Source organism: Flavivirga spongiicola, assembly GCF_030540825.1.
Taxonomy (GTDB): Bacteria; Bacteroidota; Bacteroidia; order Flavobacteriales; family Flavobacteriaceae; genus Flavivirga; species Flavivirga spongiicola.
In genome coordinates, this window is record NZ_JAUOEO010000001.1 from 4,765,602 (window position 1) to 4,781,511 (window position 15,910).

Genomic DNA, 15,910 nt, shown 5'->3' on the forward strand with positions numbered 1-15,910 from the left:
AACTTTGCCAGCAAAATAACATCATTTTGAGTTTTCAAGATTTAAATTTAAATACCCCACTTTATAATGCATTAGACGACTTGGGTTTTACAATCCCCACGCCTATTCAAGAGCAAGCATTTAATGTTGTTAGTTCTGGTAAGGACATGGTAGGTATTGCACAAACGGGTACCGGTAAAACCTTTGCCTATATGTTACCTATTATTAAAAATTTAAAATATTCTACTCAAGAAAACCCACGTGTTTTGGTTTTAGTACCCACACGTGAATTGGTAGTTCAAGTAGTGGATGAAATTGAAAAGCTTTCTAAATATATTAACAATCGTGTTTTAGGGGTTTATGGCGGCACTAATATCAATACTCAGAAACAGGCAGTGGCAGAAGGTATAGATATTCTGGTAGCCACTCCCGGTAGGTTATATGATTTGGCTTTAAGCAGAGTTTTACAGCTTAAATCGATACAGAAACTAGTCATTGACGAAGTTGATGTGATGCTCGATTTAGGGTTTAGGCATCAATTAGTTAACATTTTTGATATTCTCCCTGAACGTAGACAAAATATTATGTTCTCGGCTACCATGACAAAAGATGTTGATGCCTTAATTAGTGATTTTTTTAAAAGCCCTGAGCGTGTTTCTATTGCTGTTTCGGGTACACCTCTTGAAAATATTTCACAAACACGTTATAATGTTCCTAATTTTTATACCAAGGTCAATTTATTAACGCATTTACTAAATGATACCGAAACTTTTAATAAAGTTTTAATATTTGTAGCCTACAAGCGTATGGCCGATCGCTTGTTTGAAAAAATGGATGCCATATTCCATGACGAATTATGTGTGATTCATTCTAATAAAACCCAAAATTACAGGCTACGAAGTATTGAGCAATTTCGACATGGTGACAACCGCATTTTAATTGCCACCGATGTGATGGCACGTGGATTAGATATTGACAACGTATCGCATGTTATAAATTTTGATACGCCTCTATACCCCGAAAATTATATGCATCGTATAGGTAGAACTGGACGTGCTGAACGTGAAGGCAAATCGATAGTTTTTTCTACCGAAAAGGAACAAGAGTCTATTGAAAGTATTGAGGTTTTAATGGGTATGAAGGTTCCTTTATTAGAGATTCCTTCTGTTGTTGAAGTTTCTACAGAATTAATTGAAGAAGAGCGTCCGCAAATAAAAGAACGCAACAATCCTACAAAACGAAAAGATGAAGATGCTCCAGGGCCTGCATTTCATGAAAAATCTGAAAAAAACTCTAAAGAAAATTTAGGCGGTTCTTATAAATTTAAAATTGCTGCTAAGTATAAAAAACCTAAAACAAGAGGTGATAAGAATTATAATAAACGGAATAAGAGAAAATAGTACGCAGTATTCAGTGGAAGTTTGCAGTATTTCCTTTACTCCTCTGCGTTCTTGCGCGATTAAAAATATCGTTTTTGAGCCGTATTAGCACAAAACAAAAATATATCAGTAAGCAGTATTAAGTAATCAGTATTCAGTCTCAGTTTGCAGTTGTTATCGTTTTCAAAATTTAGCTTTTAGGTTTGTTTTTGAGTATTGAACTTTAAAGTGGGTTACTGCTTATGTAGAAATGATAGAAAATCTAAAATATTTATTCGTCACTCAATAAGTCATTATTATCTTCTGAAATTATTTTCGTTTTATTATTTAAGTTATCTACACTCATTGTATATGGTGCTAATTTTTTATCGTAATCTTTTAGAATAAATTCAAGTAATATGTCATTATCTTGAATTTTGAAAATAAATCTTGGAAGATTTTTAATGTTTTTACTTTCCATGTATGGGTGGACAAATATACTACTAGTCACCTGACAAACCTGGATATCTGGTGTAAAATCGGTAGACGTATTAGTCTCCTTAGTTTGTCCAGATATATGTTCATATTGGTCGTAACTACCCTTTATATTAAATAAAATAAGGTTTGATTCAAAAAATATTTCTGTATTAAAAAATAGAAACATATCATAGACAAATCTATTGCCAAAAAAGTAAAGAGATGTCCCTAATAAAATAAAGAATAGGCTCCACATGATTTTTGGTGCAAATTCTACCAATAAATCTGCGTTAAGAGAAACTCTCTCAAAATGTATATCAGGAAAAGTAAGAACTCCAAAGAAGATTACAAATAACCCTAAAGAAAATAGAATAACGCCTAATGTATAGACAGTTGACAATTTTTTTTCAATAAGATCATTATATGTCGTGGAAACAATTTTAGGATTAGTTTCATAAAGCTTATTATACTCAAAAGTCCCTTTATGCTTTTGGTCGCCTGAGACATATCCACCAGATTTATTTGTTGAACCATTAAAATACCATCCTGTTTTCTCACTTATTACATCTTCAAATTGTGATAGTAAAAATTCCGGTTGCCTACCAATTTTTCGATTATTTAAACCTATAGATGATTTTGTTACATTTACCTCCTTACGATTAGAAAAAGTAGTATAAATTAATTTAAACGATACAATGGATGTGTATATAATTATTGACACCAGAGCAAGCATAGTAGCTAATAACCAATAATTAATATCACTTCCATATGGTTTATATAGAAATACAGTAATAGTATAAAAAACAATAAAGTATAAAATTCTTTTTCCCATTCTATAATTATTGTTTTTATTTTCTATAAAATCAATTTTTGAAGGATACCATAATGTTAATAGTCCAACTAAAATAAAAAGATTTATCCAAACCATTCCAAACGGTATTACTTCGAGGTAGTTAAAAAATCCGTACACAATCAGAATTAAAATAAAATATCCAATTATTATTATTGGTCTTAACTGGTTTTCTATGAAATTTGAAATGGGATAAGGCGCATAATCAAAAATATCTGACATTCCCTTTTTCGAAAAAAGTTTAAATATTAAAAATTTCAAGTCTCCAATTTTATTTATTTCTTTTGGACTAGAACTAAAACTTATAGAGCGAAATATTTTGTCATATTCTTCAGAAACATTACTTCTTTGCCCTAGTAAATTATTAATTTTAATATCGCGAGTTTTATCAAAAATATCTTTAAGGCTAAAGTCATACTCATTTTTATAGCCTCTGATTAATAGTTTGACTCCTGCAATTAAAAAAGCCAGACCAGAAGATATTTTTATAGCAAATTGAGTATAATTACCTTGCTTATAATCACTTTTCACTAAAAATAAAAAGACTAAACCGAGTACTAATAATATTCCCCCTTTTAAAAACGATGCATATGCTAATTTTCTAAAAGGGTATATTTCTTTTGTGCGGTTTTTACTTAGATCATCCCTCATATTTTGATTAGTTAATTAATAGTGTCGCTTTTTACATTACACACAACGACCAAATATAAACTTGTTTTAATGCAGAAACAAGTTCAGAACGAGTTGTTTAACATTTTATCATAAGCGAAGTTATATTTTTAAAAACTAAAAATCAATATTTTAAGTAAGAAATATCTACTAACTCACAAACAGTTGTAAACAAATTTTCATTTTCCATGTTTTTATAAAACTTTTTAAAATTTAATGTCGTTACATCCATTTCAAAAACTTTAGTGACCAAGGTTTATCATTTGGAGCAGTATATAAAACCATCTTCTTTTATAAGAAACCTTCAGAATAATTATGAATGTTCCTTGAATTTAAAAAGATGGTTTACAATGATGTTTTTTATATAAAAGATTAGGCTTCCGAAGCAATTACAAAAGCAGCAGAATCCTCATAAAATCGATATTCTTTTATTTTATTGTCTTCAATTATGCTAAGTTGTGTCCAGTCGCTTACAAATAGTTTTCCTGTTGCTTTTACTTCGTGAGTGAATTTTCCATTTGCAAAAACAACATTTTCATTGCCAACAACTCTTTCTACAACAAATTCTTTAGTATTAAATAAATTGATAATATTAGCAATGAATTGTGTGGCTTCTTCCTTTGTTCTATAGGTACCATGTAATTGTTCTTTTTCTCGTTCTTGATCTTTAACACTAACGATAAGGCAATTATCATGGAATAAATTTAAAACGTTATCTATATCGCCATTTTGAAAAGCTTTAAAATAATCCTGTACGACTTTAATACTGTTTTCTGAATTGTTCATGTTTTTTATTTTTAAGATTTAAATTATTTATTTTGAAAATGAATTGATTAATATCCGAATGGATTCACTTAACCTCGTATCTTCATCATAATCTGCTATTTGTAAATTGGAATGATCATATTTATTATTGAAACTACCTAATGAATAATGACTAACTAAATTTCCTCCCCATATTGGTAAAAGTTTTGTCAATATTTGAAGATGAGACGCGCCTCCGTTTGCTCCTGGAGAAGTACTCATTAACAACACAGGTTTTCCTCCAAAAAACTTTTGATCTATTCTTGAAAGCCAATCGATTATATTCTTAAAAAAAGAAGTCGGCAGTCCATTGTGCTCAGGAGAAGTAATTATAAAAGCATCAGCTTCTATAAAAAAACGAAAAATTTCCTTGATTGATTGAGGAATTCCATTTTTCTCAATCTCTTGGCTGTAAATAGGAATTTGATAATCGGTTAGTTGAATGTGATGCACATTCCCTTTCTGAATTTTATTGATAGCCGAGATCAATAATAGTTCATTGATTGACTCAGGATTATTACTTCCTGAAAATGCCAATATTTTTTTCATTTGTACTTTTAATTAAATTAATAGTACAAACTTAGCTGAACAAAAAAGTTGAAATCTTAACCTACCTTAAGAAAAACGGTTTTTTAATTTTTCTTTCTTAAAGCACTTAAAAACTCGGGCGTTATTCCTAAGTAAGAAGCAATCATATACTGGGGAACGCGCTGCTCAATATCTCTATATTTTAAGCAAAAATCGTAATACCGCTCTTCTGCTGTTTTACTCATCGATTTTATAGTGCGATCTTGTAAGGCAACATAGGCTTTTTCAAATTTCAATCTAAAAAAACGCTCTATAGTAGGTATTTGATCATACAATCTATTAAGGGACTCTCTATGAATTTGAATTACTGTAGCATCCTCAAGAGCTTGTACGAACTGTTTTGCTGGAGTTTGGGTTAAATAACTGTATAAATCATTTACCCACCATCCTTCGATTCCAAATTGAATAATGTGTTCTTTTGCCTCATTATCCATATAGTAACATCTAAAACACCCCTCTGCAATATATTGCATATTAGAAGATATGTCACCGGCAAAAAGAAGAACTTCTTTCTTTTTTAATTTTTTTACTTTGAAACTTTTACTAATAAGAATAACCTCCTCATTTGTAAGGTTTATGTATTCTTTTAAATGCAGTATTAGTTTTTCAATTGGTGCCAAAGTAAACAGTATTAAACGTTTTACAAGATATAAAACTGATAAACGAAGTTAGTTTTTCAAAATATTAAAATCAATATTTATAGGAAGTATTTGCCAAATAATTACAAACAGTTGTAAACAAAAAAAGCCCATATATATGGACTCTTATTATTATAAAGTATTACCTCTTTTATTTCACCAACACTTCTAAATGTTCGATCAATCTGTCAAAAACAGACCCCCAACCATTTAGAATTCCCATCTTTTCCTGTTGTTTACAATATTCCTCAGTATCGTGTACAATGTTAAACGTAAAATTAGTTTGATCTCCATTTTTCTCAAAGAAAGCTTGTATCTCAACACCTTCAGTCATTGGTTTGAAATCTGCCGATGAAATTATTTTTTCGAACTCAACAATTTCAAAATACATACCTTCCGAAATAAATTCATTGCCATCGGGCATTTGCATAGTGTACTTCCATTTTCCTCCAACTTTAAAATTATGTTCAATCACTTTAGCATTCATGCCTTTTGGTCCCCACCACTCTACTATATGATTTGGTTGTGTCCAAGCTTCCCATACCAATTCTATAGGTGCATTAAATGTTCTTTTTAAGGTTACAGTTCGATTTTTTGCATCATTTGTTTTACTCATTTTTTTTATTTTTTGTTTGTAATGTCATTAAATAATCTTCGAAAGCGTCTAGCTTATTTTCCCATAGGTTTTTATATTGCTCTATCCATAAAAATGCAGGAATCAGGTTTTTAGGTTGAATTTCGCAAAACCGCTCTCTACCTTTTTTGTTTATTTCTATGATTCCACACTCTTTTAAAATTTTTAAGTGTTTTGAAATTGCAGGGCGACTTACTTCAAACTTTTCTGCGACTGTATTAACAGTTAATGCTTCGTTAGAGAGTAACTCTATAATATCTCTTCTAACAGGGTCTGCTATGGCTTGAAAAACATCTCTTCTCATAATATTAAGTAACCGATTGGTTACAAATATAAATGTAACCGATTAGTTACGCAACTTATTTTATAAAAAATTTGAGAAGCTAATTATTCTGTAAAAAAAAAGAGCAAAAAAAATCCCTTTCCAAACAAACGAAAAGGGAACAAATATTTTGTTTTATTTATATTTAAGACTTCTGAAGCATTTTTAATATAATAATACCAATTCTTGGCAAGATAAAAGTAATACTACCAAATACAGTTGTTAAGAACGATACCTTTAGTCCTCCTGCCAGCATATTAGAAGATATGCTATCCATACTCTCAATAGCATCAAAGGCAGAAATAAGGCCAATAATAGACCCTAAAAAGCCCATAACCAACCCTAGTAAGCTTGCATCAGATGCTAAAGCAGTCATTTTTTTAGATACTACCAGATTTTTATTTAAACTTAAAAAGCCTCTTACCAAAAAGAATATGGATACTAAAAGGCATATTAAAATTAATGACATAAAGAGCGGACCGCCTTCCATAAAGCGATCTACAAAAGGATTTGAAATTAAAAGACTTTTTAAATTAAGTGATAATATAATCATAACTAATAATTTTAATTAAACATAACACAAACTTATAATGCTTTTAAGAACAATTCATTTAAATGCGACAGATTACCAATTTAACCATTAAAATAACATCGTGTTAAAACCATGGCCAAATTGGTCATCCGTCTACAAAAACCTAATGAACTTTAAAAATATAGTATTATTGTAGTATTATTTTAAAGCATGCTAACAAAACAGTTCTTTTTAAAAAAAACAGGTCAGCTATTACTTCATATTATATTTTGGTGTGGTGTCCTTTTTTTCTATACTTACTTTTTTGGTTTTGATAGCCTCGACTTTAGCTATGTATTATCATTTTCGTTATTTCTAATGCCTATAACCATAGCAACTACCTATGTTTTTATTTATAAACTCATCCCAAGCTATCTTATAAAAAAAAGATATTTTCTGTTTGGTTTGTATAGTTTATACACAGTTATAATTTCTTCATATCTAATTATCATTTCGGTATTTTACGGATTAATCTATTTATCTCATTTTCAATATGCAGACATGGCACCTATTAGCAGAAACTTACTTTTTGTTGCTATTGCAGTATATTTAGTTGTCATAGTAGTCAGTGGGTTTAAATTACTAAAACTTAATTTAAAGCATATTGAACAAACCAATAAACTTGAAAACAAAATTTTAGAAACACAACTTAAACTAAAGGAACAGCAGCTTAATTATTTAAAGATGCAAATTCATCCTCACTTTTTATTTAATACTCTAAATACGATGTATGGCTTTGCCTTGAAAAAGGCCGATGACACACCAGAAATGATTTTAAAACTTTCTAATTTATTAGATTATTTACTCTATAAAGTTGATAAACCTTTTGTTTTATTAACTGACGATATTGATCATATCAAAGATTATATAGAATTAGAGAAAATGCGATTTAATGAGACCCTTAACATTCATTTTTCAACTCAAAACATATCTGAAAATATTAAGATTGCTCCAATGTTATTGCTCCCTTTCATTGAAAATAGTTTTAAGCATGGTACGATTAAAAATGGTTTGTTATCAATTAAAATAAATATAACTTATAGAAATAAAAGTATCTATTTTAATATTGAAAATACAAGTACACAATCTGAAACCTATAAAAATGGTATCGGATTAGAAAACATGCAAAAACGGTTAGATTTATTATATAAAAATAATTACACCTTGAATATTACTAAGGATAGTCATTTTTTTAAAGTAAATTTAATTTTAAATAGTGTCTGATCGGAAACAGACTAATTTTATAAAAAGAGTTGTTTTTGATAAGATTTGTATTTACTTTTTATGAGGTGATGCCTTAGCATCAGGCGATTAAAAATAAATGCAAAAATTGCAAAAAGAAACTTTTTTAATTTTGCTATGTTTCCGATCAGACACTAAATACAAATACCACAGAATAATTGTTACAAAACAAAAATATATCGTGCCTTATTATTGATGATGAACTTATAGCTAGAGAAGTTATAGAAACACATCTAAAAAAAATGCCAAATATTAAAATAATTGCCAGTTGTAGCAATGCTATTGAGGCTTTTGGTTATATAAGAAACAATAACATCGATTTGGTTTTTTTAGATATAAACATGCCAGAAATATCTGGAATCTCATTTGCTAAATCGATTAACAAAAACATTAAAATTATATTTACAACAGCATACAGAGATTATGCTGTAGAAGGTTTTGAATTACAGGCGGTCGATTATTTACTTAAACCTGTTTCTTTTAACCGTTTACTAAAAGCTATTAATACTTATTTTGAAATATACAGTGAACCAAAAAATAATGCATTAGAGAATAGTAATAGTAACGATTTTATGTTTGTTCGATCTGATAGACGCATGATTAAAATAGATTTTAATGCTATTATATATATTGAAAGCTATAGTGATTATATTAAAATTCATTTAACGAATAAAACTATAGTAACCAGAGAAACCATTAGTGCTATTGAAGCTAAACTACCTGTTAAAAAATTTATTAGAATCCACAGGTCCTATATTATATCAATAAATAATATTGCCTCTTTCACAAATGAAGAAATAATAATTAATAAAAAATCATTACCGATTAGCAGAAGTTATAAAAAAGAGGTATTACAAATCTTAGAGAAATTCTAAAAAAAGACGTCCCCTTTTCAAATAAATGAAAAGGGGCTATAGAGAGTTGCTAAAAATTCGGAAAAGTAACCAACCAAAACTTTAACCCTAACTAAAGTCAATCCTTAATTTTTACTTGGCTCTCTACAATATCTTTAATAGGAACGACTAATTTTCCTTCCTCCGTTTTTAACGTAATAGATATACTATCTATTGTTTCAACTTCTCCTTTAATATTGTTAAATTCGATAACCTGTCCAATTTCGTATATTTTTCTAGTATAAAAAGCTTTTAATACGTCCCCAACTACTTTTTGTGCGCCAAATCCAAATGCTAAAGCAAATGCCAACAAAAATGCTCCTAAAATCAAGGTTAGGTTTTGAGTAATGATCTCTGTATTAACACCAGCCTGATTCAATGCTGTTATGGAAGTAAATATGAGGATTATAAAAAATACTATTTGACTTATAATTTTTGCTCCAGATAAATCCATAGATTCAAAAAATGCTTTTAAGCCTTTCTTGATGACATTTGCTAAAATTAATCCAACCGTAAAGATGACTAATGCTGAAAACAATTGTGGTAAATAGCCTAGGAGATTACTTATTTGCTCAGAAATCATAGTTAAATTCATGATGTCCGATGCCATGATTAATAGCATAATATACATCACCCATTTCACAAAGTTTGATATCACTTTTACAGTGTCAAAATTCAGATTTTTTCCTTCAACAACCTCAATTTCGTTTATAGCATCATCTAGTTTGTTAACTTTAGCAAACTTCAAGGCTTTCTTAATAACTTTTACAATGAGCTTAGTAACCAACCAGCCTATAAATAAGACAATTATGGTTCCTATTATGTTCGGGAATATATCTGTTATTTCTAACCACATCTTACTTAAAGATTCCATGGCTACATCTTTCCATTTTCCTGCTTCTTCCATTTTTATTTTGTTAATGTTATTGTTGGTTTTGGCTTATTTTTTGTCTTTTCTCTGCTTCATAACAGATTCGATTAAGTCACCTATATTATAAGAAAATAGTTCAGCAAGATCCATAAGCAACTTAGCCATGGCAATATCTCTCATAACCTTAGACTTAAGTTCCTTTGGAACTTCCTTAAGTGGCTTGTTTATGTCTTTAAACGGATTATTCTCCATTATTTAAGATATTATCGTTATACACTGTTATCAACTTATCTTTAGCGCGTTTAATCCTCATTTTAACGGCACTTTCTCCAATTTCTAAAACACTTTCAATCTCTTTAATAGAAAGAAAATCCTGGTATTTTAGTAATAAAATCATTTTCTCGTCAGGAGAAATTAGTTCTAAAGCTACTTTTAGCTTATCAATTTTCATATCAAGAAAACTATAATCATCGTCTTCTTTTTCTGAAAGGTTTTCTATATCTTTATAATCTACGGACTGTTTTTCAAATTTTTTGGCAGTATTTCTAGTGACATAATTTACACAATGATTATATGTGAAAGCATACAACCATGTTGAAAACTTCGATTTCTCTTTAAAACTTCCCAACTTAACAAAAAGTTTTAAAAACACATCTTGAGTTAAGTCTTCAGCTTCGTCTTCATCCTTAGCAAAACCAAAACATTTATTATATACCAGCATAGCATACCTATCGTATAAAGTCTCAAAAAGCAACGTATTATTGTCTTTTACAATTGCTTTTACCAGATCTTCATCGGATAGTTTACTAATATTTTCGAGGGATTTCAAATGTAGCGTTTCGCTAGTTTAGTTGTTTATAATTAAGATACGTAACTTCTTAAAAAGTAACATTTACTTATTTGATTCATAAAAAAACAAAAATAAGTAAGTTTTACATTAAAGACATTTAAAAAGTTTAGTAATTTGTAAGACAACAATTTACTAAAAAATAAAACTTTACAAAATGAAAAGATGTATATTATTATTCATGGCCCTAAATTTATTTTTTTCTTGTAAAAAGACCATTGAACAGCCAAAAGAACTTATCGTAAAAACCACTACATCATCTAGATATGCCTGCGTGCCGCAAGTAACGGATGCTGAATGGTATAAAAAAGACAACATAGCACCACTTATAGAAGGTTATGATGCTGTAAACTACCCTATTACTACTAAAGACACTTTGGTGCAACGTTATTTTAATCAAGGTATGACATTGGCTTATGGTTTTAATCATGCTGAAGCTGCTCGTTCTTTCTATTATGCTACAAAATTAGACCCTAATTGTGCTATGGCATTTTGGGGATACGCCTATGTGTTAGGACCAAATTATAATGCGGGAATGGAAGATGACAACTACGAACGTGCTTATGAAGCCATACAGCGTGCAAAAACGCTATCTAAAAGTGCTACCGAAAAGGAAAGGCGGTTTATTGATGCCATGGCATTACGCTATGCACCCGAACCCCCGGAAGATAGAACGGTTTTAGACACTAAATATTCTGAAGCTATGAAAGCTTTATATGATCAATACCCTGAGGATACAGAAATTAGTGCTTTATATGCAGAATCGCTTATGAATTTACATCCTTGGGATTTAAATGAAAAAGATGGTACCGAAAAACCATGGACTATAGAAATAGTAACACTTTTGGAAAAACTTATTGCTCAAAATCCAAAACACCCTGGAGCACACCATTTTTATATTCATGCCGTTGAAGCTTCCAATACACCAGAACGTTCTAATATATCTGCGAAAGCTTTTGATGATGGTTTAGTTTCTGGTTCTGGACATTTATTACATATGCCTTCTCATACGTATATAAGAACTGGAGAATACCACAAAGGCACCTTATCAAATATAGCTGCTGTTGAAGCAGATAGTGCTTATGTTACTACCTGTCATGCGCAAGGGGCTTACCCTCTCGCCTATTACCCACACAATTATCATTTTATGGCTGCCACCGCAACCTTAGAAGGAAATAGTCATTGGGCTATGATTGGTGCCAATAAAGTATCTGAACATGTACATCCGGAAATTATGAAACAACCTGGATGGGGTACTTTACAACATTATTATACCATTCCATATTATGTAGCCGTAAAATTTAAAAAATGGGATACAGTTTTAAATATGAAATTGGAAACCTATGATTTAAAATATCCAAAAGCAATTAGACATTATGCAGAAGGTATGGCCCATTTAGGAAAAGGAGATTTGAATAAAGCAAAAACTGAATTATTAGAACTTGAGACCTTAGCAAAAGATGAAACACTAAAAGAGGTTACCGTTTGGGATATTAACTCGGTATACGAATTAGTTAAAATAGCTGAAAAGGTTTTGAAAGCTGAAATTTTAGCTCATGAAGGAGACTTAAAAGCCAGCATTACACTTTTAAAGGGCGCTGTTAAAATGGAAGATGCACTAAATTATAACGAACCACCAGATTGGTTTTTTTCTATTCGTCATCACTTAGGTCGAATCCATACGCTTAATGGACAAAAGAGACTCGCTATTGAATTATATCTCGAAGATCTTGATCGCTTACCAAAAAATGGATGGGCTTATCATGGTATAAAAAGGGCGTATGAAGCACTAAATGATAAAGAAAATACAGAACTTTATGAAGCACTTTTTAAAGAAAGCTGGAAATATGCGGATTTTGAATTGTGATCACTCACTTTCATTCTTAAAAAACAAAAACCACCAATTTTTTATATAAATTGGTGGTTTTCTATTTTATTTAAACACTAAAACTATTGAAACGTATAGCTCGTTTTTACAACTTGTGTTAATCTAAAATACCCAAAAGCATAATTATCGGGTGTTGTTGTATTAATACAGTTCCCTCTTAAAGGTACAGGTGTTGTACTAAAAAGACCGGCACCTTCAGATTGCTCTATAAGAATTCCTATATAATCTGAATATGCTTCAGAGATACCAAAGAACGAAATATCTACAACATCTCCAGGTCTAAAAGCCTCTATTTTATCTGTGTCTTCATCTTCTTCTTTTTCATACCACCATGTAATTTCATTACCATTAACAAACTCATCATCACCATCTTCAAGTGTTGGTAACAAATCTCCTTGCCTTTGAAACTTAAATAAATAATAGTTTTCCTCTGCTTCCGGATCTGTAAAAATGATATTTACTTCTAACTCATCATCTTCATTCCCATCTTCTATAGATTGATTAATCTCTGTGATATCAACAACAGATTTCAAAGTTTCATTTGCTCTATAGGTTTCGCCTTCATGAATCACCTCTAAAGTATACGATTGATTAATTATAGGAATAAACTCAGTTGTTGTGTATGCGCCATTACCTTGATGTGTAAAAATAAATTCTGCATTATTGTTATCATTAACTACTCTAACAGAAGCATTTGTAACACTTGTATTAGTAGCAGTATCAAAATAAGGTGTTGACTTACTTATTTTGATAGTTTGATTACTTCCTGTTGTTCCTTTTTCCCAGTCAAGAGAAGCTTCAATAACTAGCCTGCTGGGTGCTGTTTGTACGTCTACGTCTATAACATCTTCGCATGATATCAATGACATAGCTAAAAAAAGTATGAATAATTTAAAATATGTGTTCATTTTGTTAAAATTTAAAGTTATATGTTACTGATGGTACCATTCCGAAAATAGCCGTTCTGGTTGCTTCATTAATACCTAAATCCTGGTTTTGAGTAAAAGAAATTGAAGCAGCATTTTTTCGACCATACACATTATATATACCAAAAACCCATTCGCCTTTCCACCTGTTATTAGGTTTTCTATTTGGTTTGTAGGTTGCAGAAATATCTAACCTATGATAAGCAGGTAGTCTATCAGAATTTCTATCAGAAAAACTAGCTATCGATTGTCCTTCATATTGGTATTGCCCGTTAGGATATGTAACAGGTCTTCCTGTTTGAAAAACCATATTACCTCCAAAAGTCCATTTATCATTTAACTCGTAGGCGCCAGTAATTGAAACATCATGAGTCCTATCAAAAGAAGAATTATACCAATTACCCTTATTAATTCCAGGGCCTCCTGCAGTACCACCTAAAGTTCTTTGTTCCGCTTTAGATAAGGTATATGAGATCCAACCCGTAAATCTTCCTTCATTTTTACGAACTAAAAATTCCAAACCATAAGCTCTGGCTTCACCATTTAAAATTTCAGTTTCAATCGTATTTTGGCCTATTAGATTTGATCCATCTATATAATCTATTCTATTATCTGTTGTTTTATAGTAACCTTCAACTTCCAGAGAATATTTTTTATCATCAAAATTTCTAAAATATCCTAATGCATACTGATTGGATAATTGTGGTTTAATATACTTCCCACTGGTAGTCCAAACATCTAAAGGTGTTACCGAAGTTGTATTAGATAGTAAGTGTATGTATTGAGCAGATCTTGAGTAACCTGCTTTAATAGAAGATGATTCGTTTAATTGATATGCCAAAGAAGCTCTAGGCTCTAAATTTCCAAAATCTTTAATACTTTCTCCTTTTTTATAAGCAGTCTCCCCCACTGCTGTACCACGCTCATAAATACCCAAAAGACTATTATATACTACAGGTTGATTGTTAGCATAGTTTGTCATTGACTGTCCTCCTAAACGACTAAAACTACTATATCTTAATCCGTATTGGGCAGTTAATTTATCTGTTAACTTATGCTCTGCATTAACATACAATCCACTTTCGAATGCTTTTTTTCTATCTAATGATAAAGGGTTTATAGGAGACGTATCTGAAGTTGGACGTACTTGACCAGGATCAAAATCATAATAAATCCCGCTAATTCCAAAATCAAGTTTAAATCTATCATTAGCATAATATTTGAGATCGTATTTTATATTATAATTATTAATTGAAGAAATCCAATCAAATTCATCACCAGTAATTTCTAAATCGTAATCGTATTTACTATAAATCAAAGATAAGTTTGAAAATAAGCGATCATTAAAAATATGGTTCCATCTTAAATTTCCTGAAGCATTACCATAGCTACTGCTAAAGTTTTTTCCAAACTTAAAGGAGTCTCTACCAAAGTACCCAGAAAGATATAGCTTATTATTATCATTTATTTTATAATTTGTTTTAAGGTTTAAATCATAAAAACCAAGTCTGTTCTTTTCATTGGCTGCCATTAAAAACAAGTTAATATAAGAACTTCTCCCTGCTATTAAAAACGATCCTTTATCTTTAAACATTGGACCTTCAACAGCGAGTCTGCTAGAAATCAGACCAACACCTCCTGTAAAAGAAAGGTTTTTACTATTTCCATCTTTTTGACGTACATCTAATACAGACGATATTCTGCCTCCAAAACGAGCAGGTATCCCACCTTTGTACAATTTAATATCTTTAATAGCATCTGCATTAAATACAGAAAAGAAACCTAACATGTGAGACGTATTATATATAATGGCCTCATCCAGTAATACTAAGTTTTGATCTACGGCACCACCTCTTACATGAAAACCACCGGTACCTTCTCCATTTTTAGTAACCCCAGGAAGCATTTGCAAAGATTTTATAATATCAACTTCTCCTAAAATCACAGGCATCTGTTTCACTGTTTTAATATTTAGCTTAGAAACACTCATTTCTGGTTTCTTAAGACTTACACGTTCGGTTTCTTCTGCAACCACCAACACCTCATCTAATTGAGTTGATTCTTCTTTCATTTCAAAATTCACTTTTTGATTTTGATCTAAAGTTATTTCTTGCTTCATATTTTCGAATCCTATATAAGAAACAATTAAAGTGTACGTCCCTTTTGGCGCTGTAATGGAAAAGAACCCATACTCATTACTAATGGAGCCAATACTGGTTCCTTTTAAAAATACCGATGCTCCAAAAGCCGTTTCTCCGTTTTTTGCCTCTTTAATTATACCACTGACGGTGTAATTTTCCTGAGCCGACAAAACCGCGGTAAATAACATAAATAATAATACTAGATTTTTCAT

Annotated in this window: 15 protein-coding genes; 4 read left to right on the forward strand and 11 right to left on the reverse strand. The window is 30.6% G+C overall.

Features of this window, described 5'->3' with window-relative positions; genetic code table 11:
• Positions 1 to 26 precede the first annotated feature (26 nt).
• Complete coding sequence (locus Q4Q47_RS18850; protein ID WP_303308191.1) at positions 27 to 1,379, forward strand: DEAD/DEAH box helicase; 1,353 nt, start codon at positions 27 to 29, stop codon at positions 1,377 to 1,379.
• A gap of 250 nt (positions 1,380 to 1,629) precedes the next feature.
• Here Q4Q47_RS18850 and Q4Q47_RS18855 read toward each other — a convergent pair whose 3' ends face one another.
• The 7 genes from Q4Q47_RS18855 to Q4Q47_RS18885 all read right to left on the reverse strand — a co-directional run bounded on the left by Q4Q47_RS18855 (position 1,630) and on the right by Q4Q47_RS18885 (position 6,872).
• Positions 1,630 to 3,315 carry a hypothetical protein gene (locus Q4Q47_RS18855; protein ID WP_303308192.1) on the reverse strand — a complete coding sequence of 562 codons (1,686 nt, stop codon included), beginning with the start codon at positions 3,313 to 3,315 and terminating at the stop codon, positions 1,630 to 1,632.
• 390 nt (positions 3,316 to 3,705) lie between these two features.
• Positions 3,706 to 4,119 carry a nuclear transport factor 2 family protein gene (locus Q4Q47_RS18860; protein WP_303308193.1) on the reverse strand — a complete coding sequence of 138 codons (414 nt, stop codon included), beginning with the start codon at positions 4,117 to 4,119 and terminating at the stop codon, positions 3,706 to 3,708.
• Between the two features lie 27 nt (positions 4,120 to 4,146).
• Positions 4,147 to 4,686, reverse strand: coding sequence for an NADPH-dependent FMN reductase (locus tag Q4Q47_RS18865; RefSeq protein ID WP_303308194.1), 540 nt, complete (start codon positions 4,684 to 4,686; stop codon positions 4,147 to 4,149).
• A gap of 83 nt (positions 4,687 to 4,769) precedes the next feature.
• Positions 4,770 to 5,345 (reverse strand): Crp/Fnr family transcriptional regulator, encoded by a 576-nt coding sequence (locus Q4Q47_RS18870; protein ID WP_303308195.1) that lies wholly within the window; start codon positions 5,343 to 5,345, stop codon positions 4,770 to 4,772.
• A gap of 169 nt (positions 5,346 to 5,514) precedes the next feature.
• Positions 5,515 to 5,979, reverse strand: coding sequence for an SRPBCC family protein (locus tag Q4Q47_RS18875; RefSeq protein WP_303308196.1), 465 nt, complete (start codon positions 5,977 to 5,979; stop codon positions 5,515 to 5,517).
• Complete coding sequence (locus Q4Q47_RS18880) at positions 5,972 to 6,301, reverse strand: ArsR/SmtB family transcription factor (protein WP_303308197.1); 330 nt, start codon at positions 6,299 to 6,301, stop codon at positions 5,972 to 5,974. Before Q4Q47_RS18880 ends, Q4Q47_RS18875 begins: the two co-directional genes overlap by 8 nt.
• Positions 6,302 to 6,464: 163 nt before the next feature.
• Entirely contained in the window at positions 6,465 to 6,872 is a 408-nt protein-coding gene (locus tag Q4Q47_RS18885; protein WP_303308198.1) for a MotA/TolQ/ExbB proton channel family protein, read from the reverse strand.
• A 189-nt stretch (positions 6,873 to 7,061) separates the two neighbouring features.
• Between Q4Q47_RS18885 and Q4Q47_RS18890 the strand changes: the two genes are divergently transcribed.
• Positions 7,062 to 8,114, forward strand: coding sequence for a sensor histidine kinase (locus Q4Q47_RS18890; RefSeq protein ID WP_303308199.1), 1,053 nt, complete (start codon positions 7,062 to 7,064; stop codon positions 8,112 to 8,114).
• Between the two features lie 176 nt (positions 8,115 to 8,290).
• Positions 8,291 to 9,007: a LytR/AlgR family response regulator transcription factor gene (locus Q4Q47_RS18895; protein ID WP_303308200.1), complete on the forward strand. Its 717-nt coding sequence runs from the start codon at positions 8,291 to 8,293 to the stop codon at positions 9,005 to 9,007.
• Positions 9,008 to 9,104: 97 nt separating this feature from the next.
• Here Q4Q47_RS18895 and Q4Q47_RS18900 read toward each other — a convergent pair whose 3' ends face one another.
• On the reverse strand, positions 9,105 to 9,932 hold the full coding sequence (locus Q4Q47_RS18900) for a mechanosensitive ion channel family protein (RefSeq protein WP_303308201.1): 828 nt from the start codon (positions 9,930 to 9,932) through the stop codon (positions 9,105 to 9,107).
• A 205-nt stretch (positions 9,933 to 10,137) separates the two neighbouring features.
• Positions 10,138 to 10,725: an RNA polymerase sigma factor gene (locus Q4Q47_RS18905; protein ID WP_303308202.1), complete on the reverse strand. Its 588-nt coding sequence runs from the start codon at positions 10,723 to 10,725 to the stop codon at positions 10,138 to 10,140.
• Between the two features lie 175 nt (positions 10,726 to 10,900).
• On the opposite strand from Q4Q47_RS18905, the gene Q4Q47_RS18910 reads away from it, so the two are divergent.
• The gene (locus Q4Q47_RS18910) at positions 10,901 to 12,610 is read left to right on the forward strand and encodes a tetratricopeptide repeat protein (protein WP_303308203.1); all 1,710 of its coding nucleotides are present in this window, start codon (positions 10,901 to 10,903) and stop codon (positions 12,608 to 12,610) included.
• Between the two features lie 83 nt (positions 12,611 to 12,693).
• Here the strand turns inward: Q4Q47_RS18910 and Q4Q47_RS18915 are convergent, their stop codons facing one another.
• Both Q4Q47_RS18915 and Q4Q47_RS18920 read right to left on the reverse strand, forming a co-directional pair.
• A complete protein-coding gene (locus tag Q4Q47_RS18915) occupies positions 12,694 to 13,539 on the reverse strand; it encodes a DUF4249 domain-containing protein (RefSeq protein WP_303308204.1) in 846 nt (281 codons plus the stop codon).
• A 4-nt stretch (positions 13,540 to 13,543) separates the two neighbouring features.
• Positions 13,544 to 15,910 carry a TonB-dependent receptor gene (locus Q4Q47_RS18920; protein ID WP_303308205.1) on the reverse strand — a complete coding sequence of 789 codons (2,367 nt, stop codon included), beginning with the start codon at positions 15,908 to 15,910 and terminating at the stop codon, positions 13,544 to 13,546.

What these genes read in the sequence shown, in the direction of transcription:
- Q4Q47_RS18855 (WP_303308192.1), bottom strand. Translation starts at nt 3,315, where the DNA reads ATGAGGGATGATCTAAGTAAAAACCGCACAAAAGAAATATACCCTTTT.
- Q4Q47_RS18860 (WP_303308193.1), bottom strand. Translation starts at nt 4,119, where the DNA reads ATGAACAATTCAGAAAACAGTATTAAAGTCGTACAGGATTATTTTAAA.
- Q4Q47_RS18865 (WP_303308194.1), bottom strand. Translation starts at nt 4,686, where the DNA reads ATGAAAAAAATATTGGCATTTTCAGGAAGTAATAATCCTGAGTCAATC.
- Q4Q47_RS18875 (WP_303308196.1), bottom strand. Translation starts at nt 5,979, where the DNA reads ATGAGTAAAACAAATGATGCAAAAAATCGAACTGTAACCTTAAAAAGA.
- Q4Q47_RS18880 (WP_303308197.1), bottom strand. Translation starts at nt 6,301, where the DNA reads ATGAGAAGAGATGTTTTTCAAGCCATAGCAGACCCTGTTAGAAGAGAT.
- Q4Q47_RS18885 (WP_303308198.1), bottom strand. Translation starts at nt 6,872, where the DNA reads ATGATTATATTATCACTTAATTTAAAAAGTCTTTTAATTTCAAATCCT.
- Q4Q47_RS18890 (WP_303308199.1), top strand. Translation starts at nt 7,062, where the DNA reads ATGCTAACAAAACAGTTCTTTTTAAAAAAAACAGGTCAGCTATTACTT.
- Q4Q47_RS18900 (WP_303308201.1), bottom strand. Translation starts at nt 9,932, where the DNA reads ATGGAAGAAGCAGGAAAATGGAAAGATGTAGCCATGGAATCTTTAAGT.
- Q4Q47_RS18910 (WP_303308203.1), top strand. Translation starts at nt 10,901, where the DNA reads ATGAAAAGATGTATATTATTATTCATGGCCCTAAATTTATTTTTTTCT.
- Q4Q47_RS18915 (WP_303308204.1), bottom strand. Translation starts at nt 13,539, where the DNA reads ATGAACACATATTTTAAATTATTCATACTTTTTTTAGCTATGTCATTG.
- Q4Q47_RS18920 (WP_303308205.1), bottom strand. Translation starts at nt 15,910, where the DNA reads ATGAAAAATCTAGTATTATTATTTATGTTATTTACCGCGGTTTTGTCG.